Here is a 24,668-nt window from a genome sequence, read left to right as displayed (position 1 = left end):
CTATTTAATGAAAGCACTCGGATCAAGAATTAAAGCAACTTGTCCATCGCCAAGAATGGTAGCACCTGAAATCCCTTCAACCTGTGGTAAATATTTACCTAAACTCTTCAAGACGATTTCATTCTGTCCAATAAATTCTTCGATCGTTAATGCTGCCATACGCTCACCTTTTCGAATAACTATAATCTCAGTTTCTTCCTCGAGATCTTCATCAAAATCAGGTACTTTAAATATTTTGCTCAGTGCTATCAATGGAATATAACTACCACGGAACTCAATCATCTTGTTACCATGAATTGTTCTAATCTGATTATTTTTAATAATTGCAGTTTCTACAATGGATGTTAACGGAACAGCATATTTCTCTGACCCTAGTTGAACTAACATTGCAGAAATGATAGAAAGTGTCAGTGGTAATTGAACCGAGAAATTAGTCCCTTTGCCAGGAGTAGATATAATACTTACATGTCCACCTAAAGATGTAATCTTCGCTTTCACGACATCCAGACCAACCCCACGTCCAGATACATCTGAAATGACCTCAGCCGTACTAAATCCAGCGGCGAATAGGAGCTGATGAACTTCTTCATCTGTCATAGCTGCTCCTTGTTCTTCAGTCACAACACCTTTCTTAATGGCTGTCTTAAGAACATTCTCACGATAGATTCCTTTTCCATCCTCTTCAATCTCAATAAACACATGATTTCCACTATGGAAAGCACGTAAATTTACCGTACCTGTTTCCGGTTTGCCTGCAGCAATACGTTCTGCAACAGATTCAATACCATGATCAACTGCATTACGAAGTAAATGAACCAGTGGATCTCCAATCTCATCAATAACTGTACGATCAAGTTCAGTTTCCGAGCCTGTAATAATTAAATCAATCTTCTTATCCAAAGATTTAGCAAGGTCACGAACCATTCGTGGAAAACGATTAAATACTGTATCTACAGGAACCATTCTCAGCTTCAAAACTATATTTTGTAAGTCTGAACTTACTCTACTTAAATGTTCTACTGTTTCTGTTAGATCAGGATTATGGGAATCACTTGCCAATTGCTCAAGTCGAACACGATCTATCAATAATTCGCTAAACAAATTCATAAGGACATCTAGACGTTCAATGTCTACACGAATTGTACGTGAAGGTGTGCCACTTGATTTAGAACTATCATTCGCTCTGATCTTGGCTGTAGCAGGTGCTCCTGAAGTCTGATTAGCTTGAGCTACATTATTCTGAACTTCCGATGTTACTTTAAAATCAATAGTTGCCGCAACTTCATTAGTAGCTTCATTAATTCCTGACATTAATTTCAATGATTCTTGATCAAGACCAACCGCGCTAACTTTATCGATCTCAGATAGGTTTAATATCATCCCTTCCATTTCTTCAGCACTTTTTTGTGTTATGTAATACAGGGAGAAGCTTCTATCGAAATTATCCTGTTCAATATCTTGAACTGAGGGATGTGATTTAATAACTTCTCCATATCGTTCTAGTAAATCAAAAACCATATAAGCTCTGACGGCTTTCAATTGGCAATCCTCACGAATGGATACTTCCAAGAATAGAACACGATGACCTTCTGTAATAGATTGATCTAAAACAGAGAACTGGAATTCATCCAATTGGATAGATTGATTTGAGACGGATGTGGAATCTTTAACAACAGCAGTCGAATCATTCCCTTGAACAGAGGGGGTATCACCGCGCACTATCGCCTGCAAGGAAACTACGATGTCTGATACATCAGCTTTACCAGTACCCCCATTTGTAATATCTTCAACCATTGACTCCAGAGAATCCAAGCTTTTGAAAAGTGTATCGAATATGAAGTCTTGCATAGCTAACTTCTCATTACGAACCAAATCAAGAACATTCTCCATTTGATGTGTTAGTGAAGCGAGGTCCTCATACCCCATTGTAGCTGCCATTCCTTTTAGTGTATGTGCTGATCTAAAAATAACCTGAACAATACTTAAATCGGTAGAGTTGCCCTCCAATTCGAGCATTTTTTCGTTTAGCGATTGTAGATGATCATTCGACTCATCAATAAACATTGATAAATATTGGTTCATGTCCATTGAAATGCACCTCCTTTATGAGTTCACTTTCTAATTTTTAACCATTTGTATAAGCTTACGTGGAATCTCTTGTATCGGTAAAATGTGACCCACACAATTCAGTTCTACTGCAGAGCGAGGCATACCATATACAACACATGTTCCTTCACTTTCAGCATAGGTATCGCTCACGCCTGAATCATATAAACGTTTCATTGCCTTGGCACCATCACTTCCCATACCTGTCAATAGAATCACGTGGCGTTCTAACATTGTAAATGGAAGCAATGAGTCAAACATTGTTTCTACTGAAGGTCGATGACCATTACATGGCTCTTCCTCAGTTAATAAAACCTCATAATGGCTACCCGAAACCTTATTAATTATCATATGGTAGCCTCCAGGGGCAACATAAGCATATCCCTTATTTAAGACCATACCATGTTCAGCTTCCACTACTTCAAGAGCACTAAATGTATTTAGTCTTTGCGCAAGTGATTTAGTGAATTTAGGTGGCATATGCTGTACGATGATCACTGGTGCTGGAAGATCACCTGGAAGTCTCTCTAATACTTCTTTTAATGCTCTAGGACCACCCGTAGAACAACCGATGGCAATCAAATGTTGAAAAGAATTGTTGCTACCATTATTTATGCTTACTGGATCCCTTGGGTTTGCATTATCCTTTATTGAACTAGATTTACTTGTTGAACTCTTTACTTTATCCTTGATAATCTTAGAATCTAATAATACCTGTGAAGTTACATCAAATGGTTTGACAACGGTATTCGTAGTCTCTTTCGGTAACCTTTCCTTCTTAAGGGAATCTACAATACTCGGTTTTATCTTTTTTTCTTGAATAGGGGCGATTTCTTTACCTAACGGTAATTTCTTATTCTTGAGTATCGGCTTACTGGTCGAACTATTTTTTTCTTCAACAACTTTGTGCTTAGGAATAGTAATCGTTGAAAAGTTGTCAATTTGTTTTGTTTCTTCTAATTTTTTTGTTTTCGAAAGTTCGTCAGCTTCCCATGTAATCCTTCGTTCTTTAGCTTGCATAGCTGCATTCATTTTATCAAGTAGACTATTTCCGACTTGAACAATATCATTAGAAACACTAGCGCTTGGTTTTCTAATAAAGTCAAAAGCTCCAGACTCTAATGCTAGAATAGTTTCACGCAAGCCTTCTTCATTAATACCGGATAACATGATAATTGGTATTGGCTGATCCTTCATAATGATTTTGAGTGCTTCTAAGCCATTCATTTCTGGCATCTCGACATCCATCGTAAGGATATCAGGCTTGAGTTCAGAAACTCTAGCTATAGCTTCTATGCCATTAACTGCTGTTCCTACCACATGAAAAGAAGGGTCACTTCCAATAATATCTGATATGATTTTTCGCATAAAAGGAGAATCATCTACGACAACGACCTTATATTGCATCACATTCATACCTCCTCATCACTTTTTACAGAAGAATCATTTTGTACGTTGTAACCACTTATGCATAAATCCCTTGATTCCTGTTAAAGTCTCTACTTCTGTAGCGGTAGGAATGCTAGTGTAATGCTTAATAAGACGCTTAATGTCTTTTGCAGCTACACTATTTGGAAATGCTATAAAAAAAGGTGTCTGCCTCTTCACTGCTTGAACAACATGTGAATCATCACTTATATATCCGAGCATAGGTATTTCAATATTCAGAAACCTTTTTGCTGCCAATTTAATTTTGTTAGCTGTGAACATAGCTTCCTTTTCATCATCCACTCGATTGATCACCATTTGATAGGGTACATTAGTATTAATTCCATGAATAACTTTTAACAATGCATAAGCATCAGTTATTGCAGTTGGTTCAGGCGTAGTTACAACAATACATTCATCAGCAGCAATGATGAACTGTATATTCTCTTTGGATAATCCTGCTCCAGTATCAAATATGATATAGTTCATTTCATTTGCCACAAGTTCAATCTGTGATGTGAAGTATTGTATGTCATGTTCTGATAAAGATATGAGATCGGTTAGTCCAGAACCCCCTGAGATGTAACTCAATCCATTAGGTCCTTTTGCAATGATCTCATAAATACTTTTTTCACGCCGTATCAAATGATGTAAATTATACTGAGGAGATGCACCCATTAGCACGTCAATATTCGCCATACCTATATCAGCATCAAAGATTAATACCTTTTTGCCTAATGACTGTAATGCTAGTGCGAAGTTCAAAGTGAAATTAGATTTCCCAACTCCTCCCTTGCCACTACAAACAGTTATAAATTTTGCTGATGCCGGATTCGATTGATTCATTTGCGCTTCGGTGCGAGCCTGATCTCGTATCGAGATGAGTTTCCTCAAAGAGTGAGCTTGATCATTCATAACTCATCTACTCCCAACCCCAATAACAAATCACATAGTACTTCTATATTTGGCCTGATCAAGTCATCTGGTACATTCTGACCATTAGTTAGATATGAAAGATGAATAGGATAGTTATAAATAAGATTAAAAATAGCTCCATAACTGCCTGTTTCGTCTAGCTTAGTGAATATCACTTTATCAAGTCCATATTTACTGAAGTGCTCGGTAATCTTCAACATATCTTGTGTTTTAGAAGTTAAGCTCAATACCAAGTAAGTTTCAGTATTGTCATCGTATGAGAGTAAGCTTTGTAACTCAGACACCAATAATTCATTTCTATAATTTCTACCCGCAGTATCCATTAGTATAAGATCACAATAATCTAGTCGCTTCAAGGCTCGTTGGAAATCAGCAGGTGATTGGACTACTTCTAAAGGTACATTTAAAATTGATGCATATGTTCTTAGTTGTTCCACAGCAGATATTCGATACGTATCAGAGGTAATAAATCCTACCTTCCGATGATTCCGGAATATCTGCTCTGCTGCAAGTTTTGCAATGGTTGTAGTTTTACCAACACCCGTCGGACCAGCTACATAAACAATTTTTGTATTGCTACCAATTCCGTCAGAAAGTCGATTTGAGAGAAAATCTCTAACCTTACCTCGAACAAATTGTTGTAGTTCATCATCGCTTAATGTTCTTCCACTTTCATCCCAATAATCGAAGGCGGCATTGATCCATTCTTCTCTAAGTGATTCTTCAATCTCCTGCTGTTGCAGCTGATCTTGCATTTTCTGTATCGTCTCAGGTAATTGTTGTCTCATCATGCTTTGTCTGGACATTTTAGCCATCCATGATTTCATTTCTCTTATTTCCTTGAGTAGTCGTTCTTCTGAATTTCCAGTACTATTCTTTTTTTCTTCCACAATATAATTTCTATTTTTTTGTGGAACAAGTTCTTCCATATCTTTCAGCTTTTCTTTAGCTGATTCGTTCATAACTCTTGATTCTAATGAATCTGAATTCCCTTGCGGATTAGCATCCTTCATAGCTGTTCTAAGGACTTCATTCGTTCTTTTATATGCTTCTGGAACAGCTTTTTCTGGAACATTTAAGGGTGGTGAATAATTCTGAACTGATTCCCTAACCTTGTTTTCAACCTTCATCAAATCATTAGAAGTCATTACTAAGTTTGAATTTGTCTGTCTAACTGATTTTGTTAAAGCATCTTTCTCTACAGCTGCAACGACTTCAATCTTCTTTTTCTTAAACATTCCAAGAAATCCGCCAACCTTTGTTTCTTTTGTGCTTAAGATAACAGCATCACTACCTAAGTCAAGACGGATCTTTTGCATTGCTTCAGGCATATGGTCGACAATGTACCGTTTCACTCTCATAAGTTCACCACTCCGACACTTTGTATTTCTACATTTGGTTCTAATTCGCTATACGAAAGGACCGGAATATCTTGCATAGATCGTTCGATCACTTGACGTAAGTACATACGAATCGTTGGAGAAGTAAGAAAAATAGGATGTTGCCCTGATTGTAATAATCGGTTAATTTGTTCATTTAATTTCTGATAAACCGATTGAGTAGATACTGGATCTAATGCAAGATAACTACCTTGCTCAGAATGTTGGACACTGTCTGAGATCTTCTTCTCTAATGTAGGCCCAATAGTAATTACCTTTAGTGTTTCACCTTTTTGTGAATACTGCTGTGTAATTTGCCGCGACAAGGACTGTCTTACATACTCTGTCAGTACATCCGGATCCTTAGAGAATGTTCCGCAGTCAGCCAATGTTTCAAAAATGGTAACTAAATCTCGTACAGAAATTTTCTCGCGTAATAATTTTGCTAACACTTTTTGAATATCACCCACAGATAATACAGATGGAATCAATTCATCAACAAGGACAGGATAACCCTCTCGTAAATTGTCGATTAATGTCCGTGTTTCTTGACGACCAATTAATTCATGAGCATGCTTCTTAATTAATTCTGTCAAATGAGTAGCTACTACAGAGGGTGGATCTACTACAGTATATCCTGATAACTCCGCACGTTCTTTGGTGTTTTCATCAATCCACAATGCCGGTAGACCGAAAGCTGGTTCTAAAGTCTCAATTCCCGAGATGGATTCATCATCGTAACCTGGACTCATAGCTAAGTAGTGATTTAATAATAATTCACCACCACCTACGTTATTCCCTTTAATTTTTATGATGTATTCATTCGGTTTTAGTTGAATATTGTCGCGAATTCGGATAACAGGTACCACAAGTCCTAATTCTAAGGCACATTGTCGACGAATCATGATAATCCGATCTAATAAATCTCCACCTTGTTGTGAATCAGCTAAAGGAATTAGTCCATAACCGAATTCGAACTCTATTGGATCTACTTGGAGTAAATTAATTACACTTTCTGGACTTCTTACTTCTTCAATTTGTTGTTCTTCTTCCATTTGTACTTCAGCTTGCTGTTTCTTACTCACATTTTGTTCCATCTTTCTAGCGGCAAATAACAATAACAGTGCAATAGGTAAAGTTGTAATCACATGGATCGGAGTAAAGAACCCAAGTAATGCAATCGTCGCAGCAACAATGTAGATTAATTTAGGAAAAGCGAACAATTGACCTGTTAAATCATCTGCTAAATTCCCTTCAGATGAAGCACGAGTTACTATTAACCCTGAGGCTGTCGAAATCAATAGTGCTGGAATTTGACTTACTAGTCCATCGCCAATAGTTAGTATTGAGTATGTAGAAAGCGCGTCTGCAAATGGCATTCCGTGAATTGTCATCCCAATGATGAATCCGCCAACTAAGTTGATTACCAATATAATAATACTTGCAATGGCATCCCCTTTAACGAACTTACTGGCACCATCCATAGATCCATAGAAATCGGCCTCACGTTCAACCTTACTACGACGTTCTCTTGCTTGAGTTTCATTAATTAAACCTGAATTCAGATCCGCATCAATACTCATTTGCTTACCTGGCATTGCATCTAGAGTGAAGCGTGCTCCCACTTCAGCAACACGTTCAGATCCCTTAGTGATAACGATAAACTGTACGACTACTAGAATTAGGAATACAATAAAACCTATCGCAATTTGACCACCAGCAATCCAACTACCAAATGTTGCAACAACTGTTCCTGCATCACCATCTGTAAGAATCAATTTGGTTGTTGAGATATTTAAGGCTAAACGAAATAACGTCGTTATCAATAATAGAGATGGGAATATAGAAAATTCTAACGCTTCTTTAGTGTTCATTGAGACCAATAAGATCATCAGTGCAATAGATATATTAATAACAAGTAAAATATCGAGAAGCCACGCAGGGATTGGAAGGATCATCATCAGTACAATCCCGATGACTCCTGCCAAGACAGTGATGTTTTTGATATTCAAGAGCTTCTTTCCTCCAATCCCAACCTTATTTGGTTTTACCTTTTAATTTATATACATAAGCCAATACCTCGGCTACTGCCTGAAACAAATCAGCAGGAATCGAATCACCAATTTCTGCTCTTTTGTAAAGCGCACGAGCCAGTGGCTTGTTTTCCATAGTAATGATTCCGTGTTCCTTGGCGATCTCCCTTATTCTTAGGGCAACATAGTCCTGACCTTTAGCAATAATAGTAGGAGCTTCCATTTCACTGGCATCATATTTCAATGCGATCGCAAAGTGAGTCGGGTTAGTAATAATAACATCTGCATTAGGAATCTCTTGCATCATTCGCTGCATAGCCATTCTACGCTGACGCTCTTTTATTTTACCTTTAACTAATGGATCGCCTTCCATTTTCTTATATTCATCTTTAATATCTTGCTTAGACATCTTCAAACCTTTTTCATGTTCATAACGTTGATATATAAAGTCAAAAACAGCTAGAATTAGTAGCGCTATTGCAATTTTTATTCCTAGATCCATAGTAAGGTCAACCATGAATATCAGAATATTATCAATGTTAATTTCTGATAGGGATGCTATTTCTACTTTTTTTCCCCATAAGGTAGTATATACGAGATAACCAATAACAATCATTTTGAGGATTGATTTGGCAAACTCTACTAATGATCTCATGGAGAAAATATTTTGAAATCCTTTAATTGGGCTCAATTTACTGAATTGCATTTTAAGAGGCTCACCTGTTAGCAAAAAGCCCACTTGCATGATACTAGATATCAGTGCCATAACGATCAGCACCAAAAACAACGGCGCTAACAACAATAATATCTGAATCCCATATTCTCTAAACATCATCATCACATTATTAATAGTGATCTCAGTAGTCAATCGATTTATAAAAATATCCGTGTATAAAAAGACAATTCGTTCTTTGAAGTACCCACCAAATATAAGCAGGCAGATAAAAGCTGAAAGTAATGTGATAGAGCCTGATAACTCTGTGCTCTTCGAAACCTGCCCTTTTTTACGTGCATCTCCGCGTTTTTTTGGAGTTGCCTTCTCTGATTTTTCACCAGAGAATAGTTGTAAATCTAAAGGATATCTAAAGGACATCATCCTTTCCTCCATCCTGCTTAATTCGGATCATTCCCTACAACTCCAAGCAGGTTATGCAACGATTCGAACAATATCGTAAATAAGTTGCTGAATACATAAGAAAAACTAGGGACGATTAATACCAACATAGCCAACCCTAAAAATATTTTCACAGGTATTCCTATGACAAAAATATTAAACTGTGGTGCAGTTTTCGCCAAGAATCCAAGGCCAACATCCGTCAAGAATAGAGCTACAACTAAGGGTGCTGACATTTGAAAAGCTAACACAAAAGATTGACTAAATGTTCTAACCAAAAATTCTGAAATGCTACCATTATATAGCTTCATGAAATAATCATTAGAAATAGGCACCCATTCATAACTATGAAAGATCGCATCAATTAGTTGTAGGTGACCATCCATACTTAGGAAGAGTAGCATCGCAATCATATATTTAAAATTACCTATTAATGGGACCGATGCACCCGTCAATGGATCTAATACATTTGCCATCCCGAACCCAATCTGTATGTCTATGAAAGATCCAGCTATTTGTACAACAGTAATTAACAAATAACCTACAAAGCCAAGGAGCAGACCTACCATAACTTCGCTAATGATAAGAAGAACATAGGTCATATCTTCGGTAATAGTCTGATTAACACCATAGGTTAAATATATTAATAGACTAATAAAAAAGGATAATCCGATCTTTAATGTGTTAGGTACCCCATTTGATGAAAAGATTGGAGCGACTACAAAAAATGATGTAATTCGACAAAAAATAAGCAGAAAAATGGGAAAACCCTGCAAGATAAGTTCCATTGGCAATCAGCCTAACCGATATATTTATACAAATTGTCTAATATACTAAAAGTAAAATCTATTAATGAAGTTAAAATCCAAGGACCGAATAACAATAATGCTAACAATACTGCTACTATTTTGGGTACAAAAGCGAGTGTTTGTTCCTGAATTTGTGTCGTTGCTTGAAAGACACTAATAATCAAACCAACCACCAATCCCAACAATAACATTGGTGCACTGACTTTAAGTGCAATAAACACGGCTTGTCCTGCCAGTCCTATTATAAAATCTGTATTCATGACTGACTGACCGACCTCCCCTAATTACAGTTGCAAATCTTCGATTAGCTAAGTGTTGAAACTAAGCAATAATGACTTAACGATTAAATACCAACCATCTACTAGAACAAATAGAAGAATTTTAAATGGAAGTGCAATCATAGTCGGAGGTAACATCATCATCCCCATAGCCATCAATGTACTTGCTACGATTATATCTATGACTAGAAATGGTATGAAAATCATGAATCCCATCTGAAATGCTGACTTTAACTCGCTTATGGCAAAAGAAGGAACCATAACTGTTAAAGGAATATCACTATATGTTTCTGGTTTCTCCATTTTGGTATAGTCCATAAACAATAAGAGATCTTTCTCACGTGTATGAGAAAACATAAATTTTTTAATAGGGTCTGACGCTTTGGTTAAAGCTTCAGTCTGCGTAATCTCACCCTTTAAATAAGGCTGGAGAGCAACTTCATTTATAGTTGAAAACGTAGGTGCCATTACAAACAATGTTAAGAATAGCGCTAAACCAACCAAAACCTGATTTGGTGGCATTGACGGTGTACCTATAGAGGTTCTGACGAAGCCAAGTACTATGACTATGCGAGTAAAACTAGTCATTAACACCAATATTGCCGGAGCAATACTGATGATTGTAATGAGCAGCAATATCGACAAAGAGCTAGTAGATGGCTGCTCTCCATCAGAATTCCTAATCTGAATATCAATATTAGGGATAGGATCAGCAAAAGCTGCAGAAACAGATAACATACTGACTATCCCCAATAATAAGCAAAGAAATATGACCTTTTTTTTCATAGATCCCTCAACCGATCTGTATTATTGTCCTCTCGGAGCAGTTCTTCCATCTTGTCTTTTCGATTAGACATCCGGCGAATCTTAGAGTCAAACACCTCATGAAAGGAAATATCACTCTCAACTTCAACTTCTAGGGGTGTTTCAACTCTCCGAATTTTTCGAACTAATTTATTTATGAAAGGTGATAATAAGTTACGGTTCCCAACGGCGTCATCCTGAAGTGCTGCTAATATCGTAGCAACTTCATCACGGTCCGAGATTTTATCGATAAGACTTATATCCTCACCAACCCCAACCAAATATACAACATTACCGATTTCGATTACTTGGAGGGTTTTGTTTGGTCCAAGACCTACTCCACCAAGAATCCGGATCATTGGATTACTGAACCATGACTTATTCTTAGTACCCAAGAATCGGATCAATCCGATAATAAGTACAACGATTACAGCCAGAACAATGATCACATACATAAGATTTAATCCATAGTTAACACTGTCATTAGGAGGTTCTACAGCTAGCATGGTACTACCCATATATCAACCTATATGCCCAATGTTTTATTAATTGCTTCAACAACACGATCTGTTTGGAAAGGTTTCACAATAAAGTCTTTCGCTCCTGCTTGAATGGCGTCAATAACCATAGCTTGCTGACCCATAGCTGAACACATGATAACTTTTGCACTAGGATCAATCTTTTTAATTTCCTTTAGAGCCGCAATACCATCCATTTCAGGCATTGTAATATCCATTGTGATTAAATCAGGACGTAATTCCTTGAACTTCTCTATTGCTTGCGCACCATCTTGAGCCTCACCAACTACTTCAAAACCATTTTTTGTCAAGATATCACGGATCATCATTCTCATAAAAGCTGCATCATCCACGATAAGAATTCGATTTGCCATTTGTTATAAATCCTCCCTAAACTTATCTTATTGTAATTTCTGTAGACGGTCCCATTGACTAACAATATCTATCACACGTACACCAAAGTTTTCATCGATAACAACAACTTCACCTTTGGCTACCATTTTGTTATTCACTAGAATATCAACTGGTTCACCTGCAAGCTTATCAAGTTCGATGATCGAACCTTGAGACAATTCAAGTATATCCTTTATCTGTTTATGGGTCCTTCCTAATTCTACGGTGACTTTGAGTGGTATGTCCATCAATAATTCTAAATTGTTATGATCTACCTGTTGATAAGGAGCAGTTTGTAGATTAGCAAATTGAACTGATTGAACATTTACATTACGATTAGGCGCTCCATAATGCTGCGGAGGCGTTGCGTATTGCATTTGTTGATTCGGATCATTACCAGGCATTCCTTGATATGGAGGACCAGGATACGGCATATTCTGTTGTTGCCCAAAACCATTAGGAGGTGCTTCTGTAGACGTTTGATTATGTACACCTGTATTCACATGACCAACACCGGATTGATCAACAACGGCTTGTACAGGGGCTGTTACGACTTCTTTTTCAACAAGGGCAGGCTCATCTTCTCCATTAACAAGGATTCTAACCATATCCTTAGCAAATTGGACTGGAAGGAGTTGCATAATCGTAGAATCAATTAAATCACCAATGGTTAATCGAAATGATATTCTGATCAACGTTTCTTCTTCTGGTAAACTATTCACTCCTTCGCCACTTGACATATCTAATATATCTATTCCAGGAGGAGAAATATTTACAAATCTATTAAATAATGTGGACATCGATGTTGCAGATGAACCCATCATCTGATTCATAGCTTCCTGAACAGCACTAACATGAATTTCATTTAACTCTTCATCTTTCGGGTCACCCTCACCACCAAGCATCAGATCGGCAATGACTTGTGCATCCCTAGTTTTAATAACAAGTGAATTAATACCCTCAAACCCATCCACATACGTAACGTGTACAGCAACATGAGGTTTAGGGAATGCTTCTTCAAATTGAGAACGGGTAATAATAGATACTCCTGGTGTTGTTATATCAACCTTTTTCCCTAGTAATGTTGAAAGAGCTGTTGCTGCACTACCAAAAGTAATATTTCCAATCTCGCCCAAAGCATCCTGTTCAAGTGGCGTTAAAAAATCATCAACCGTCACTCCACTATTTTCACCTGCATCATCTGATTCCGATTGTCTTAGTAACGCATCTATTTCTTCTTGAGATAAATAATCTTTACTCGTCATATTCTTCAACTCCTTCACTAACAATTTCATCAATTTGTACTGCTGCATGATCTCTAACGGTACCCGGACTACCAATGTACTTCAATTTATCTCCAACCTTTATGGATAATCCTGTGTTAACCGGCTTATTCAAACTAATGACATCACCTATGGCTAACCCTAAAAACTCAGAAATAGATAATTTAGATTCTCCAAGCTCAGCAACAATTTTTAATTTTGCCTGCTTAACATTTTGTTTCAATGCTTCTACTTGAAGTGGCTCAATATTCTTTTTCTCTGAAACAAACCATTGGTGAGCAGATAACTTAGACATTATAGGTTCTAGTACAACATGGGGAATACAAATGTTGATCATCCCTGTTGTATCACCAATCTTGGTACTCAATGAAATCAAAGCGATCGTTTCATTGGGAGATACAATCTGCATAAATTGCGGATTCGTCTCCATTGCTTCCAAACGAGGTGAAATATCCATTACAGTCTTCCATGCTTCCTGTAAACTTTCGAATGCTCTACCAAAAATACGCTCCATAATCGTTGTTTCTATCTCAGTAAGAGAATTTATCTTGGAAGGTGCGTTCCCTACGCCACCAAGCAATCGATCTAACATAGCATACGCTACATTTGGATGTACTTCCATAACCATTCTACCTTTTAGTGGTTCTGCCTCAAAAATATTAAGAATCGTCATTTTTGGTATAGAGCGAATGAATTCATCATATGGAAGTTGTTCTACCTGAACGACACTGATCTGCACAAAAGTTCTTAACTGTGCTGAAAAATATGTTGTAAGATACCTGGCAAAATTTTCATGGATACGAGTTAGGCTTCGAATATGATCTTTAGAAAAACGTACAGCTCTCTTAAAATCATAAGAACGAACTTTCTTCTGAGTATCTTCTTTTTTGAGTTCTTCCGCATCCATTTCTCCAGAAGATAGTGCAGCGAGTAGGGCGTCAATCTCGTTTTGTGACATTACATCTACCAATTATTTCACCCCCTTACAAAATTGTTCCATATTTCAATTAAAGTGTTGTTAAAATGAAATTCGTGATCTCGATTTGGGTCAATTGTCCCTCAGTTAAGGTTTTATTAATCAAATTGATCAATTTTGCGCTTAATTGATCTTTACCATTCGCACCTTGTAAATCTTCAGGTTTCGTATCCGCAAGAGTCTTAAGGATAATTGGCTTAATTTTGATTTCTTTGATCTTGTCGAATTCTACTTTTGAGGTATTACTATCCAATTGAAACGCAAAATTCATCAATACGATATATTCAGGAGCTGCTAGATTGGTCTTAATGTCTACAATCTCAGAAGTTAATTCTACTATTTGATCTGCTGTTAATCTTTTGGTTTCAACAGAATTCACTGCTGCGGACACATCATCTTTATCGTTACCAAGGAAATTATCCATTAATAAGAAAGCAGCAAGAACAATTAGGGTTATAGCTAATAGAATTGTGATAATCCAAGGCATCATCTTTTTCATGAGGTTTCCTCCGTATGTTGCACTTTAATAGTTGCATTATTCATGCCAATCTCTTGACTATACTTTTTGACTTGGGAGATCACATCCGCAGCCTTTTCAAGTACAATTATTCTTTTGCCGGTTACTAACGTAATGTAGGTATCCGGTGTTTCTTCGACCATTTCAATTAGAAGAGCATTTAACCACATTGGTGATCCATTAATTCTTGTAAGTGAGATCATTACACGCCTCCTATGTAAATTCGGGAGAAGAGATATTATCTCTCCCCTCCCGCTATATCATTAACGCTTCAGATTAACTACTTCTTGTAAAATCTCATCTGATGTTGTAATAATACGAGAGTTAGCTTGGAATCCACGTTGGGCAACGATCATTTCGGTGAATTCACCAGTAAGGTCAACATTTGACATTTCTAATTGTCCTGCAATAATTGATCCCGTACCTGCTTCAGCATCATTTGCTGTTCCTATCTCAAACTCACCCTCTGGGTTAGCATTTAAGGTCATTCGGTATAAGTTACCTCCGACTTTTTCAAGACCTTCAGGGTTGACGACCTTAACAACACCAAGCTGAGCTATTACTTCTGTAGCCCCTTCAACTGTCGCCAGGACAGAACCATCTTGTGCTATGGAGAAAGAAGTCACTTCATCATCCAATGTAATAACACCATCTGTACCCATTACAAACATTCCATCTGATGTTACTAGATTACGAGCAGCGTCAATATGAAAATCACCTGCACGTGTCAAAAAGGCATTATCTTCTTCACCAGTCATGCTTACTACGAAAAACCCATCACCATCAATTCGTAAATCTGTTGGAATGTTAGTGGTCATAGCACTACCTGCTAAATGAATAGTATCAATGGACCCAATCGAAACACCTAGTCCAACCTGCTTAGCATTCACGCCGCCTTGTGCACCATCAGTAGGTGGTGTAACACCTGACATGGTTTGACTCATGACATCTTTAAACATTACGCGACTAGATTTAAATCCAGTTGTATTTACATTGGCGATATTGTTACCAATAACATCCAATTTTGTTTGGAAACCTTTCATGCCTGAAACTCCTGAATACATAGATCTTAACATTCAATAATTCCTCCTCGTTAATTACATCGGACTGTATCAATCGATCAACAGCCCTTGGCTTCCATTTCGGGCCAGCCAATTATGAAATAATTACAGCACTATCAATTTTTGTGAACACATTATCTTTCATAGAATCACCATCCATCGCAGTAACAACCATACGATTCTTCACATTAACAATCAATGCCATATCATTCAACAATATAAGTGATTCCCTACTACCTTTTGCAGCTGCCTGGTCTACCGCATCTGATATTCGTGTCAATTGTTCTTCTGGGATTTCAATACCTCTTTGCTCCAACCGTTTAACCGCATGATTACTAAACTTAAGCATGTTGTCTTGTAACAGTTGTTCAAATGAGGTAATATTCTCAGTCCCTTGAGAATTACGAATATTTCTTGATGAAGAGGTGGGATATATTGGGGTAGTAAACATCTGCCCAATAGTTAATCTTTCACTCATAACAAGTCCTCATTTGATTCCGATGCCAACTCAGCAGGGTTTATTATTTCTTCCGGAGTCCCAATTTTAAGAATTAAATCTAAGGGGATAGCCGAATCACCCACTGTTGCATATTGAATACTATCTTTAATCACTATAGAATCCACAATACCTGTTAATAGTTCTGACGAGCTACCTTCTGATGAATCGATCCAACTTATTTCTTTACCAATAATTCCCGAGACATTTCCTAATGACTGACTCATACTGGTTAATTGAGTCGATATATTCATTAGTTGCTCTACGGAAGTAAACTGTGCCATCTGTGCAATAAATTCTTTATCTTCTAGTGGTTGCATAGGATCTTGATTTTGAAGTTGAGTAATCATGATCTTTAAGAACTGATCTTTACCCATCGTCGTCGTATCCTTTGTGCTAGCAGCCTTTACGTTACTCGCTGAATAATTTGGCCAAATATTACTTGTTGATATAATGTCTGATGCCATAATTCCACCTCCATTCTTTATGCTTCTGCTGTAAAGCTATTTCCTTGTTCACCATTAACCTGTTCTGATAACCAATCATTTAATTCTTCAGAAAGATTTGCAACTAGTAATGCATCGTCAGATTGTGCATCGCGTTCTTTAGATCTGCGATTAGATTGTTGTTGATTAGATTGACGACGCTCTTCTTGATACATATGAGATTGAAGAGATTGGTTCTGAGTCACCTCAAGTTTTTCAACTTGTAATCCTTGAGATTGTAGTGAAGTTCGAAGTTGAGACATCTGTTGCTCCAATAGATCCTTAGCTCCTGCATGTTCAGTCATAAATGTTGCGATCAATTGACCGTTTTGCATCGTTATTTTAATATCAACTTGACCTAAATGCTCAGGATAAAGAGATATTTTCGCTTCTGTCAACCCGTTCAGCTTCACAATATCCAGTTTGCTTACAACTAAATCTGTTACTTCTTTGGAGAACTGTTGAACAGGAACAGGTGTAGTTACCGGTTTCGAAGCCTTAATTCCATCTCTCATCGCAAGTTCACCCGCTGTTAATATTCCTTGCTCTGGCGTAAGTTCACTTGTCTCAGCAACATTCTCCTCAATAGCTGTTGAAACAACAGTAGCAGTATCTTCAATATTCTGAGGTACCACACTACCCTGTGATGTACTCTGTAACGATCGAATTAGCTGTTCCACTTTCATAGAAGCTGATGTTTGGTTTACATTCAACTGATTTAACAAATCCTTACGACTCGTAACAGTTAAACTATCCACTTGATCAAATTCACTCACAGTGGCTGCTAACATAGCAGTATTATTCGCTGCTTGCTCTCCAACAGGTACAGTTGATGATTGTGACTTAGTAGAACCAACTTGTTGTAAAAGATTTTGAACAGATGCTAACAAATGAACTGCTTGTGAATTCATGTTATTTGTATCAACTTTATTTTGTAAAGAAGATATCAATTGGGTAACAGCATCTTGGACGGCAAATCTTATGGTTGCTGAATCATCTGCAAGAGTGTTTGAAACAACCATATTCGGGTCTGATTCAACACTTTCCGTTTCCATTTGATCAGCACTTAACAATTCATTCACTTGCTGCAGCCAGTTTTGCAGAGTCAACATCAAAGACGAATCTTCTTCAATCAGCTCATCTAGTTCTGTAATTTGTTCATTTAATCCTTCTAGAATTAGATTAAGAACATCTGCTTCTGTTGTTGTAGTAGATTCCTGTAAAGAAGCATTCTGAAGAAGTCCTTCCAACAGTGAAGTTACATCAGTTGTAGAAAGAACTGTTTTAGAAGTTGCTCCTTCACCTAAAAGTTGAGAGAATGATAGACTCCCTACCGGCGCTCCTCCTTCAACCACAGCTGTTGTGACTGATTCAGTTGAAGCATTACCAGTTGTTGCTCCGCTTTTACTGGTACCCGCACTATTAGCACTCACGTTTTGAAATATTAACGTCATTTTATTTTCACCTCCCTTCTAGGATCAATTTGTTTATAATAAATTATTTACTCATGAGTTTATTAAGGATAATGGCCGTTGTAGGTGCATCTATCGTTGACATTTTCTCAAGAATTGAAGAACGTGTGGCATCTGTTACAGAGCTTAAGATTTCTAGAGTTTTATCTGGACTAATCTTATAAGTCTGAAAAAGAAGTTCCGCTGCTTTATCTGCTGACATATTAGCAAAGGTCTGACTCAGTTGAGAATTATTCAAGATCGTAGAAGTCTCTTCTGTTGTTGTATCATTTTGCTTCAATCGCGATTGTAAAGCCGCGATCTGCAAATCTGTAGCTGGTTTGACATCCTTCATCATCATCGTAACTTCTGCTGCAACCTTAGAATCCATTTTTTCAAGAATAGCAATTCTATTGTCATTCTTCATTGAAGAGAACAATAATACCATTTCTTCCGAGGTCATATTCTGTAGAATCGGAGCCGCTTTACTTGGACTCATATCAGCGTACATCTTAGCGAGATTATCAATTTGTTTTTGATATTCATCTGCAATTTCTTGTGTCGCTTTATCGACACTCTCCTGCTCTAGAACTTCAATTTGTGATTGCAGATTTTCCAATTGGGCTTCTTGTTCCACTTTCCCCTCATTAACTTGTTGCAATTCTGCTTCTTTTGCACTCAATTGGTTCTGAAGTTCTTTGATCTTGACATCATTGTCTTCTTCTTCTTTTTCACTCTCTTTTAACTTTATTGTTTCTGGGTCTAGAACAGGATCAGGCACCCATTTTTCTACAATTGGGATCTTATTAGCTACTTCAAAAAATGCATTACGAATATTCATATTAAAAAGTACAAGTAATACACCCAGAAGAACAATGGTAAAAATAATAGGAATCATCAACATCAAAAAACGCTCAAATCCGCCATTTGATTCCTTTTCATCCTCAAAATCATTATAATTACGTGCCACTATTATTCACTCCCTAAGGGGCCAGAGATTAGTGCACCCACCCGATTATGTTTCTATCGAAGATTCATAGCAAACCTTACAGTTGCTATTTCATCAAGTTCGTTCTGTTCCCGGAGGAGTGTCTCATGTTGAAATTTGTCTTTTGCTTTATCACGTGATTTCAACCATACTTTTTCATCTAACATCTTATCTGATAGATGATTTTGACTTTTCCTAACCGCTACATTAGCTTTTCGCACATCCGAGTTTTTCCTGACAATACATTGCTCCAGATATTCTAAGTACGTTTGTAGTTCTTGAATTTTCACAATAGAAGCTGAATTCTCAATTTTTAATAGCAACTGTTCCGTTGTGTCATTTCGAAACTTTTCAAGTTCTATTAATGTTTGTTCTTCTTCTTGAAGCTTCACAAGAGCACTAGAAAGCATCCATTCTGCTTGAGTTCTCTCATTCCCTTTCAGATTCACTATATTTTGAAATGTATAGTTAAATATCATACTAAATCATTCATCTCCTTGAGAATTCAGCAATCAATCGTTCTTTCACATCTGCAAAAGTCACTTTCTCATCAACCTTTTGTCTACTGAAATCCCAAATATTCTGAATGAAATCAATAGATTCATCAATACTTTCATTGGATCCACGATGATATGCACCAATATTAATCAAATCCTCAGAGTCAGTATAAACAGCCAGCAATCGTTTTAAGTTCTCAGCTGCATCAATATGATCTTCTGATGAGATGTCCTTCATGACACGACTAATACTCGCCAGAATATCAATTGCAGGAAAATGCCCCTTATTAGCAATATTCCTATTTAACACGATATGTCCATCAAGGATACCTCGTACGGCATCTGCAATAGGTTCGTTCATATCGTCCCCATCTACAAGCACTGTATAGAAGGCTGTTATCGAACCCGTAGGTCCCGTTCCTGCTCTTTCAAGTAATTTCGGTAGATTAGCGAATACAGATGGCGTATACCCTCTCATAGCAGGCGGTTCGCCAATTGCTAACCCCACTTCACGTTGTGCCATAGCATACCGAGTAACAGAATCCATCATTAGCATCACATTCATTCCACGATCACGGAAATACTCTGCAATTGTCGTTGCAATCAGTGCCCCTTTGATTCGGATTAATGCAGGTTGATCCGAGGTCGCCACAATGACAACAGATCGCTTCAATCCTTCTGGTCCTAAATCACGTTCGATGAAATCTAATACTTCACGACCACGTTCCCCAATAAGTGCAATGACATTTACATCAGCAGAAGTATTACGAGCAATCATTCCCATAAGTGTACTTTTACCTACACCTGAACCTGCAAATATCCCAACCCGTTGACCTTTACCGATGGATAACAATCCATCAATAGCTCTAACGCCAATACTAATCGGTTCTAGTACCCGCGGACGATTCAAGGGATTGGATGGTGGTCTAAATGTAGAACTGAATGCCATTCTAGTCGGAATCAAAGATCCATCCAAAGGTTGGCCTAAACCATCCAGTACTTTACCAAGTAATTCAGATCCTACTTGCACACTTAGAGGTTTCCCTGTTCCTACCACATCACATCCAGGACCAATCGACTGAAGCTCCCCTAGTGGCATTAACAGCACCTTATTATCACGGAAGCCGACAACCTCTGCTTGAAGAGGTTTTGAAACATTACTCGGATAGATTAAGCAGACATCGCCAATATTTGCATCAGGACCTTCAGATTCAACCATCAAGCCAATTACTTTAGTTACTTTCCCATTGACTCTTACGGGATCTAACTGGTCAAGCTGATCCATATATCTCTGACTATCAAGCACTTTCATCTTGATCTCTCCGATCTTCATGATCTAGTGCTATTCGGATCAGCTCTTTCTTGATCTCAACTAGCTGTGTATCAATTCGTGCATCAATACTTCCGAACGATGATCGGATTACACAACCACCATCCAACACAGTTGCATCTGGTATAATCTTGAGTTCTGCTTGTGAATCAATAGCAAGAACAAGTTCTTCTCGAGCAGCTTGAATAAATTCGAAGTGAACAGGAGCCACACATAAAGTAATAACCCCTTGTTCTCTCTTTCTCAATAAATTCTTTTTGATTAAATCAATCATATAATTACTCTCTATAGATAACTGCTTGTCGATGACTTTTTCTGCGATTGCTGTACTTAACTCTACTAGGAAGGGTTCTGCTTCTTGGATAATTTGACTTTTCACACGATATGCTTCTTCCAGCACTGTCTGTGCCTCAACCATCATTTCCTCAATCTTCAGCTGTAATTCTTCCTCCGCTTTGATCCGACCCTCGCTGAATCCTTGCTCAAAACCTTCAGATTTGATTGCTTCAATCAAATGTTCATCTTGATCACGACGTTCTACCCACCATTGATCAATCTGTTCAGTAGCTTCTGCCAAGATTCTTTCAGATTCAATGGAAGACTCTCGAATTTGCTGTTCCGCAAATTCCTTAGCATCCTGAAGCATTTCATTCTTAAGCCGCTCTGCTTCTTCATCAATCTGTATAATTATCTCTTGTTCTTCTTCAACATTTTCTTCAATGGTAACTTCTTCTTCCAAGGAGTTGTAACGTTTAGACAAATCCAATTCCTTCAGCACTTCCACTGGTCTATACTGGGAATGCTTAATCAAATTAGACAATGATGTCATCTCCTCCGCCACGCGCTATGATAATCTCACCGGCTTCTTCCAATCTACGAATGGTACCTACGATACGAGTCTGCGCTTCTTCAACATCGCGTAACCGAACAGGTCCCATGAATTCCATTTCTTCTTTAAATGATTCAGACATCCGTTTCGACATATTTCTAAATACGACGTCGCGTACTTCTTCACTAGCCACTTTGAGCGCAAGTTGCAGATCTGCGTTCTCAATATCTCGAATGATCCGTTGAATTGATCTATTGTCGATATTAACAATATCTTCAAATACAAACATACGTTTCTTGATATCTTCTGCCAATTCAGGATCTTGAATTTCTAGTGAATCTAGAATGGTTCGCTCAGTACCTCGGTCAACCCCATTTAGAATTTGAACGATAGACTCAAGTCCACCGGCGTTCGTATAATCTTGCGTTACTGTTGATGAAAGCTTCTGTTCCAGAACTCTCTCAACCTGATATAGAACCTCAGGTGAAGTACTGTCCATCACCGCTATTCTTCGCGCTACATCTGCTTGTTTCTCTTGTGGTAAAGAAGATAGTATTGCAGCAGCTTGATCGAACTGTAAATACGATAGAACTAAAGCTATGGTTTGTGAGTTTTCATTCTGTAGAAAATTCAAAATCTGACTTGGATCAGCTTTTCTTGCAAAATCGAATGGACGAACTTGAAGGGTAGCTGTCAATCGACTAATCACTTCTAACGCTTTACTTGATCCAAGTGCCTTTTCAAGAATTTCTCGAGCGTAATTTATACCGCCCTGAGAGATATACTCTTGTGCAAGGCAAATCTGGTGAAATTCCGCCATTATCGTATCTTTATCTGTACTATCTACTGTTCGTACATTGGCAATTTCAAGAGTTAATTGTTCAATCTCTTCATCGCGTAGATGTTTGAATATTTGTGCAGAAACCTCAGGACCCAAGGTAATGAGCAGGATCGCCGCTTTCTGACGTCCACTCAAACCTTGACTTATTGATGTTGACTTTGCCAATACACTCACCTCTATTCGTCAGCCAGCCATGTACGCAGTAAGTTGACGAATTCGTCTGGTTTCTTTTTCGCCAGAGTTTCGAGCTGTTTACGCACTTGACTTTCATTAGTCATGCTTTCCAAGTTAATGGAAGGGAATTCCGTAGGCACTTGAAGTGGAACATCTTCTTCAAATTCATCCTTTTGTTTACGACGTTTGTAGATTAAGAACCCTACAAGCCCTAATAAGACAAGAACAACCAATCCAATCGCCCACAGAGCGCCATTTGATAGTTTAATTCCCGTGCTCACATCTTCACCGCTATTAAAAGTTTGAGAGTAAACCGAAACTTTTTGGTCCAATTCGTCGTTTGTATATGTAATACCAGAATCTGCTACAGATGCTCTTACAATATTTTTCAAAATAGTTTGTATCGCTGTGATTGTCGCCGCATCCAGATTTTCTTGCCCATCCGGTGGTTCTACAGCGACATTAATAGTTAAATCTTTTACAGAATAAGGACTTGATATTATTTCCCTAGCGATTCTATTAACCTCATAGTTCACGGTTTCAGACAATTCCTCCGAAGTTGTATTACCCGTTGAAGTGTCACTTGGATATCCAGGTATTTCTTCTTGACCCACACCTGCAACACCACTATCAGGTGCAGTAGTACCCGAGTAATTATTTGATATGTTCTGAACACTAATTTCTATGCCTTTCATATCTTCTTCATTTACTGGGGTAACTAGATTTTCTTGGCTTTGGATTTTGTCGAAGTTTAGTTTAGACACGACTAGAACCTCTACTTTATCTTCACCCATAAATTGTGTTAGAAATTGTTTAACATTCTGACGAACATCATTCTCAAATCGTTTTTGTAGTGCATAGTTAGCCTCTAATGCTGTTGATAGAACCCCTTCTCCGCCCTTCGCTGTTGATACTAGTTCAATTTCATCATTTGAAATTGTAATATTCTCAATTGGAAGATTCGGAATAGCTGTCTTCATCAGATTATAATAACCATCAATAGCTTCTTGATTAGGTTTAAATCCAGCATTAAAAATTAACACTGCAGAGGCAGAAGCCTTATCCTGATCACCATTGCTAGCAAAGACACTTTTCTCTGGTAAATTGATTAATACTTTAGCATCACGTATACCATTCATACTTTTCAGTAATTGTTCTACTTCTCCGTTTAAAGCATTGTTATATTTAACACCGAACTCACTATCAGTCATACCAATAACAGAAGAACCCTGTTCAAATATTTTATAACCGATAGATCCATTCTCAACAATCCCTTGTGACCCTATATCAACTTTTGCACGGGCCGCTTGAGTACTTGGAACAGAAATACTACCCCCATCAGGACTTAATTTATAAGGGATACTATTATCATCTAAATAGGTCATTATCCCCGCAGCATCAGTTGAATTCAAATCTTTAAAAGCCACTTCATATTCTGTTTTGGAGAACATCATTGTTAAAATAACAATGACAATAACTATAATAGATAATGTAGATACAAAAATTATCTTTTGATTTTTACTAAACTGATTCCAATATCGGACAACTTTATCCTTATATTGGACAATTCTCTCGTTCACATTTTCACCCCACCCGAAGCTTAGCTAGATTCCTCTATATTTGTATTCGCATGATCTCTTGATACGCCTCTATTACTTTATTTCGAACTTGTGCTGTAAGTTGCAAACTTAATAAAGCTTGTTCAGCAGTAACCATAACTTCATCAACATTCACTTCACCAAGTAATAGTTTTTCACTCATTACATTGGATGCTGTTTCTTGATCAGCTACTTTTTGAATTGCATCTTCTAAATATGATCCGAAATCACTAAGCGATTCTGCTGGTGTGGAGGAGACTTGCATAGTATTGTTCTGTATTTGAATTGGTTTAATAACTTGTGAGTTAAACATAGTATTTTGAATCATCGTATTCCCTCCCTCT

26 protein-coding genes are annotated in these 24,668 nt (G+C 37.6%); all 26 read right to left on the bottom strand.

Annotated elements, in window-relative coordinates:
* Positions 1-2,088: a chemotaxis protein CheA gene (locus tag LPB68_RS19940; RefSeq protein ID WP_068655700.1), complete on the bottom strand. Its 2,088-nt coding sequence runs from the start codon at positions 2,086-2,088 to the stop codon at positions 1-3.
* 30 nt (positions 2,089-2,118) lie between these two features.
* Complete coding sequence (locus LPB68_RS19935) at positions 2,119-3,516, bottom strand: protein-glutamate methylesterase/protein-glutamine glutaminase (protein WP_198402115.1); 1,398 nt, start codon at positions 3,514-3,516, stop codon at positions 2,119-2,121.
* 33 nt (positions 3,517-3,549) lie between these two features.
* The gene (locus tag LPB68_RS19930; RefSeq protein ID WP_068655703.1) at positions 3,550-4,449 is read right to left on the bottom strand and encodes a MinD/ParA family protein; all 900 of its coding nucleotides are present in this window, start codon (positions 4,447-4,449) and stop codon (positions 3,550-3,552) included.
* Positions 4,446-5,831: a flagellar biosynthesis GTPase FlhF gene (flhF, locus tag LPB68_RS19925; protein WP_068655705.1), complete on the bottom strand. Its 1,386-nt coding sequence runs from the start codon at positions 5,829-5,831 to the stop codon at positions 4,446-4,448. The genes LPB68_RS19930 and flhF overlap by 4 nt, the downstream gene beginning before the upstream one ends.
* Positions 5,828-7,861 (bottom strand): flagellar biosynthesis protein FlhA, encoded by a 2,034-nt coding sequence (gene flhA / locus LPB68_RS19920; RefSeq protein WP_068655707.1) that lies wholly within the window; start codon positions 7,859-7,861, stop codon positions 5,828-5,830. The genes flhF and flhA overlap by 4 nt, the downstream gene beginning before the upstream one ends.
* Positions 7,862-7,886: 25 nt before the next feature.
* The gene (gene flhB / locus LPB68_RS19915; RefSeq protein WP_068655709.1) at positions 7,887-8,975 is read right to left on the bottom strand and encodes a flagellar biosynthesis protein FlhB; all 1,089 of its coding nucleotides are present in this window, start codon (positions 8,973-8,975) and stop codon (positions 7,887-7,889) included.
* 20 nt (positions 8,976-8,995) lie between these two features.
* Positions 8,996-9,784, bottom strand: coding sequence for a flagellar biosynthetic protein FliR (gene fliR, locus LPB68_RS19910; protein WP_068655711.1), 789 nt, complete (start codon positions 9,782-9,784; stop codon positions 8,996-8,998).
* Positions 9,785-9,795: 11 nt separating this feature from the next.
* Positions 9,796-10,065 (bottom strand): flagellar biosynthesis protein FliQ, encoded by a 270-nt coding sequence (gene fliQ / locus LPB68_RS19905; RefSeq protein ID WP_068655718.1) that lies wholly within the window; start codon positions 10,063-10,065, stop codon positions 9,796-9,798.
* Positions 10,066-10,113: 48 nt separating this feature from the next.
* Positions 10,114-10,869 (bottom strand): flagellar type III secretion system pore protein FliP, encoded by a 756-nt coding sequence (gene fliP, locus LPB68_RS19900; RefSeq protein ID WP_068655720.1) that lies wholly within the window; start codon positions 10,867-10,869, stop codon positions 10,114-10,116.
* Entirely contained in the window at positions 10,866-11,405 is a 540-nt protein-coding gene (locus tag LPB68_RS19895) for a flagellar biosynthetic protein FliO (RefSeq protein ID WP_068655722.1), read from the bottom strand. Before LPB68_RS19895 ends, fliP begins: the two co-directional genes overlap by 4 nt.
* Before the next feature lie 8 nt (positions 11,406-11,413).
* Positions 11,414-11,779 (bottom strand): response regulator, encoded by a 366-nt coding sequence (locus LPB68_RS19890; protein ID WP_068655725.1) that lies wholly within the window; start codon positions 11,777-11,779, stop codon positions 11,414-11,416.
* Positions 11,780-11,806: 27 nt separating this feature from the next.
* Positions 11,807-13,063: a flagellar motor switch phosphatase FliY gene (gene fliY / locus LPB68_RS19885; protein WP_068655727.1), complete on the bottom strand. Its 1,257-nt coding sequence runs from the start codon at positions 13,061-13,063 to the stop codon at positions 11,807-11,809.
* A complete protein-coding gene (gene fliM, locus LPB68_RS19880) occupies positions 13,053-14,051 on the bottom strand; it encodes a flagellar motor switch protein FliM (RefSeq protein ID WP_068655729.1) in 999 nt (332 codons plus the stop codon). Before fliM ends, fliY begins: the two co-directional genes overlap by 11 nt.
* 37 nt (positions 14,052-14,088) lie before the next feature.
* Positions 14,089-14,556, bottom strand: a complete 468-nt coding sequence (locus tag LPB68_RS19875) for a flagellar basal body-associated FliL family protein (protein ID WP_068655731.1) — start codon at positions 14,554-14,556, stop codon at positions 14,089-14,091.
* Positions 14,553-14,777, bottom strand: a complete 225-nt coding sequence (locus LPB68_RS19870; protein WP_068655733.1) for a flagellar FlbD family protein — start codon at positions 14,775-14,777, stop codon at positions 14,553-14,555. Before LPB68_RS19870 ends, LPB68_RS19875 begins: the two co-directional genes overlap by 4 nt.
* Before the next feature lie 60 nt (positions 14,778-14,837).
* Complete coding sequence (gene flgG, locus LPB68_RS19865) at positions 14,838-15,650, bottom strand: flagellar basal body rod protein FlgG (RefSeq protein ID WP_068655736.1); 813 nt, start codon at positions 15,648-15,650, stop codon at positions 14,838-14,840.
* A 79-nt stretch (positions 15,651-15,729) separates the two neighbouring features.
* The gene (locus tag LPB68_RS19860; RefSeq protein WP_068655738.1) at positions 15,730-16,113 is read right to left on the bottom strand and encodes a TIGR02530 family flagellar biosynthesis protein; all 384 of its coding nucleotides are present in this window, start codon (positions 16,111-16,113) and stop codon (positions 15,730-15,732) included.
* Positions 16,110-16,598, bottom strand: a complete 489-nt coding sequence (locus LPB68_RS19855; RefSeq protein ID WP_068655740.1) for a flagellar hook capping FlgD N-terminal domain-containing protein — start codon at positions 16,596-16,598, stop codon at positions 16,110-16,112. Before LPB68_RS19855 ends, LPB68_RS19860 begins: the two co-directional genes overlap by 4 nt.
* 17 nt (positions 16,599-16,615) lie before the next feature.
* Complete coding sequence (locus LPB68_RS19850; RefSeq protein ID WP_068655742.1) at positions 16,616-18,070, bottom strand: flagellar hook-length control protein FliK; 1,455 nt, start codon at positions 18,068-18,070, stop codon at positions 16,616-16,618.
* 43 nt (positions 18,071-18,113) lie between these two features.
* Positions 18,114-19,037, bottom strand: a complete 924-nt coding sequence (locus LPB68_RS19845; protein WP_068655744.1) for a MotE family protein — start codon at positions 19,035-19,037, stop codon at positions 18,114-18,116.
* 53 nt (positions 19,038-19,090) lie between these two features.
* Entirely contained in the window at positions 19,091-19,534 is a 444-nt protein-coding gene (gene fliJ / locus LPB68_RS19840; RefSeq protein WP_068655746.1) for a flagellar export protein FliJ, read from the bottom strand.
* A 10-nt stretch (positions 19,535-19,544) separates the two neighbouring features.
* The gene (gene fliI, locus LPB68_RS19835) at positions 19,545-20,864 is read right to left on the bottom strand and encodes a flagellar protein export ATPase FliI (RefSeq protein ID WP_068655748.1); all 1,320 of its coding nucleotides are present in this window, start codon (positions 20,862-20,864) and stop codon (positions 19,545-19,547) included.
* On the bottom strand, positions 20,851-21,702 hold the full coding sequence (locus LPB68_RS19830) for a FliH/SctL family protein (protein ID WP_068655750.1): 852 nt from the start codon (positions 21,700-21,702) through the stop codon (positions 20,851-20,853). Before LPB68_RS19830 ends, fliI begins: the two co-directional genes overlap by 14 nt.
* Positions 21,695-22,726, bottom strand: a complete 1,032-nt coding sequence (gene fliG / locus LPB68_RS19825) for a flagellar motor switch protein FliG (protein WP_418303810.1) — start codon at positions 22,724-22,726, stop codon at positions 21,695-21,697. The genes LPB68_RS19830 and fliG overlap by 8 nt, the downstream gene beginning before the upstream one ends.
* A 2-nt stretch (positions 22,727-22,728) precedes the next feature.
* The gene (gene fliF, locus LPB68_RS19820) at positions 22,729-24,306 is read right to left on the bottom strand and encodes a flagellar basal-body MS-ring/collar protein FliF (RefSeq protein WP_068655752.1); all 1,578 of its coding nucleotides are present in this window, start codon (positions 24,304-24,306) and stop codon (positions 22,729-22,731) included.
* 34 nt (positions 24,307-24,340) lie between these two features.
* Positions 24,341-24,652: a flagellar hook-basal body complex protein FliE gene (gene fliE, locus LPB68_RS19815; protein ID WP_068655753.1), complete on the bottom strand. Its 312-nt coding sequence runs from the start codon at positions 24,650-24,652 to the stop codon at positions 24,341-24,343.
* Positions 24,653-24,668 lie beyond the last annotated feature (16 nt).

Source organism: Paenibacillus crassostreae, assembly GCF_001857945.1.
GTDB classification, from domain to species: Bacteria; Bacillota; Bacilli; order Paenibacillales; family Paenibacillaceae; genus Paenibacillus_AQ; species Paenibacillus_AQ crassostreae.
Note: the sequence above shows the minus strand (reverse complement) of the source record. Positions and strands in the feature narration are given on the sequence as shown.

What these genes read in the sequence shown, in the direction of transcription:
- fliY (WP_068655727.1), bottom strand. Translation starts at nt 13,063, where the DNA reads ATGACGAGTAAAGATTATTTATCTCAAGAAGAAATAGATGCGTTACTA.
- LPB68_RS19875 (WP_068655731.1), bottom strand. Translation starts at nt 14,556, where the DNA reads ATGAAAAAGATGATGCCTTGGATTATCACAATTCTATTAGCTATAACC.
- fliP (WP_068655720.1), bottom strand. Translation starts at nt 10,869, where the DNA reads ATGAAAAAAAAGGTCATATTTCTTTGCTTATTATTGGGGATAGTCAGT.
- flhF (WP_068655705.1), bottom strand. Translation starts at nt 5,831, where the DNA reads ATGAGAGTGAAACGGTACATTGTCGACCATATGCCTGAAGCAATGCAA.
- fliE (WP_068655753.1), bottom strand. Translation starts at nt 24,652, where the DNA reads ATGATTCAAAATACTATGTTTAACTCACAAGTTATTAAACCAATTCAA.
- fliI (WP_068655748.1), bottom strand. Translation starts at nt 20,864, where the DNA reads ATGAAAGTGCTTGATAGTCAGAGATATATGGATCAGCTTGACCAGTTA.
- flhB (WP_068655709.1), bottom strand. Translation starts at nt 8,975, where the DNA reads ATGTCCTTTAGATATCCTTTAGATTTACAACTATTCTCTGGTGAAAAA.
- LPB68_RS19850 (WP_068655742.1), bottom strand. Translation starts at nt 18,070, where the DNA reads ATGACGTTAATATTTCAAAACGTGAGTGCTAATAGTGCGGGTACCAGT.
- fliR (WP_068655711.1), bottom strand. Translation starts at nt 9,784, where the DNA reads ATGGAACTTATCTTGCAGGGTTTTCCCATTTTTCTGCTTATTTTTTGT.
- fliQ (WP_068655718.1), bottom strand. Translation starts at nt 10,065, where the DNA reads ATGAATACAGATTTTATAATAGGACTGGCAGGACAAGCCGTGTTTATT.
- LPB68_RS19855 (WP_068655740.1), bottom strand. Translation starts at nt 16,598, where the DNA reads ATGGCATCAGACATTATATCAACAAGTAATATTTGGCCAAATTATTCA.
- flgG (WP_068655736.1), bottom strand. Translation starts at nt 15,650, where the DNA reads ATGTTAAGATCTATGTATTCAGGAGTTTCAGGCATGAAAGGTTTCCAA.
- LPB68_RS19895 (WP_068655722.1), bottom strand. Translation starts at nt 11,405, where the DNA reads ATGGGTAGTACCATGCTAGCTGTAGAACCTCCTAATGACAGTGTTAAC.
- LPB68_RS19890 (WP_068655725.1), bottom strand. Translation starts at nt 11,779, where the DNA reads ATGGCAAATCGAATTCTTATCGTGGATGATGCAGCTTTTATGAGAATG.
- LPB68_RS19860 (WP_068655738.1), bottom strand. Translation starts at nt 16,113, where the DNA reads ATGAGTGAAAGATTAACTATTGGGCAGATGTTTACTACCCCAATATAT.
- LPB68_RS19930 (WP_068655703.1), bottom strand. Translation starts at nt 4,449, where the DNA reads ATGAATGATCAAGCTCACTCTTTGAGGAAACTCATCTCGATACGAGAT.
- LPB68_RS19870 (WP_068655733.1), bottom strand. Translation starts at nt 14,777, where the DNA reads ATGATCTCACTTACAAGAATTAATGGATCACCAATGTGGTTAAATGCT.
- LPB68_RS19940 (WP_068655700.1), bottom strand. Translation starts at nt 2,088, where the DNA reads ATGGACATGAACCAATATTTATCAATGTTTATTGATGAGTCGAATGAT.
- fliJ (WP_068655746.1), bottom strand. Translation starts at nt 19,534, where the DNA reads ATGATATTTAACTATACATTTCAAAATATAGTGAATCTGAAAGGGAAT.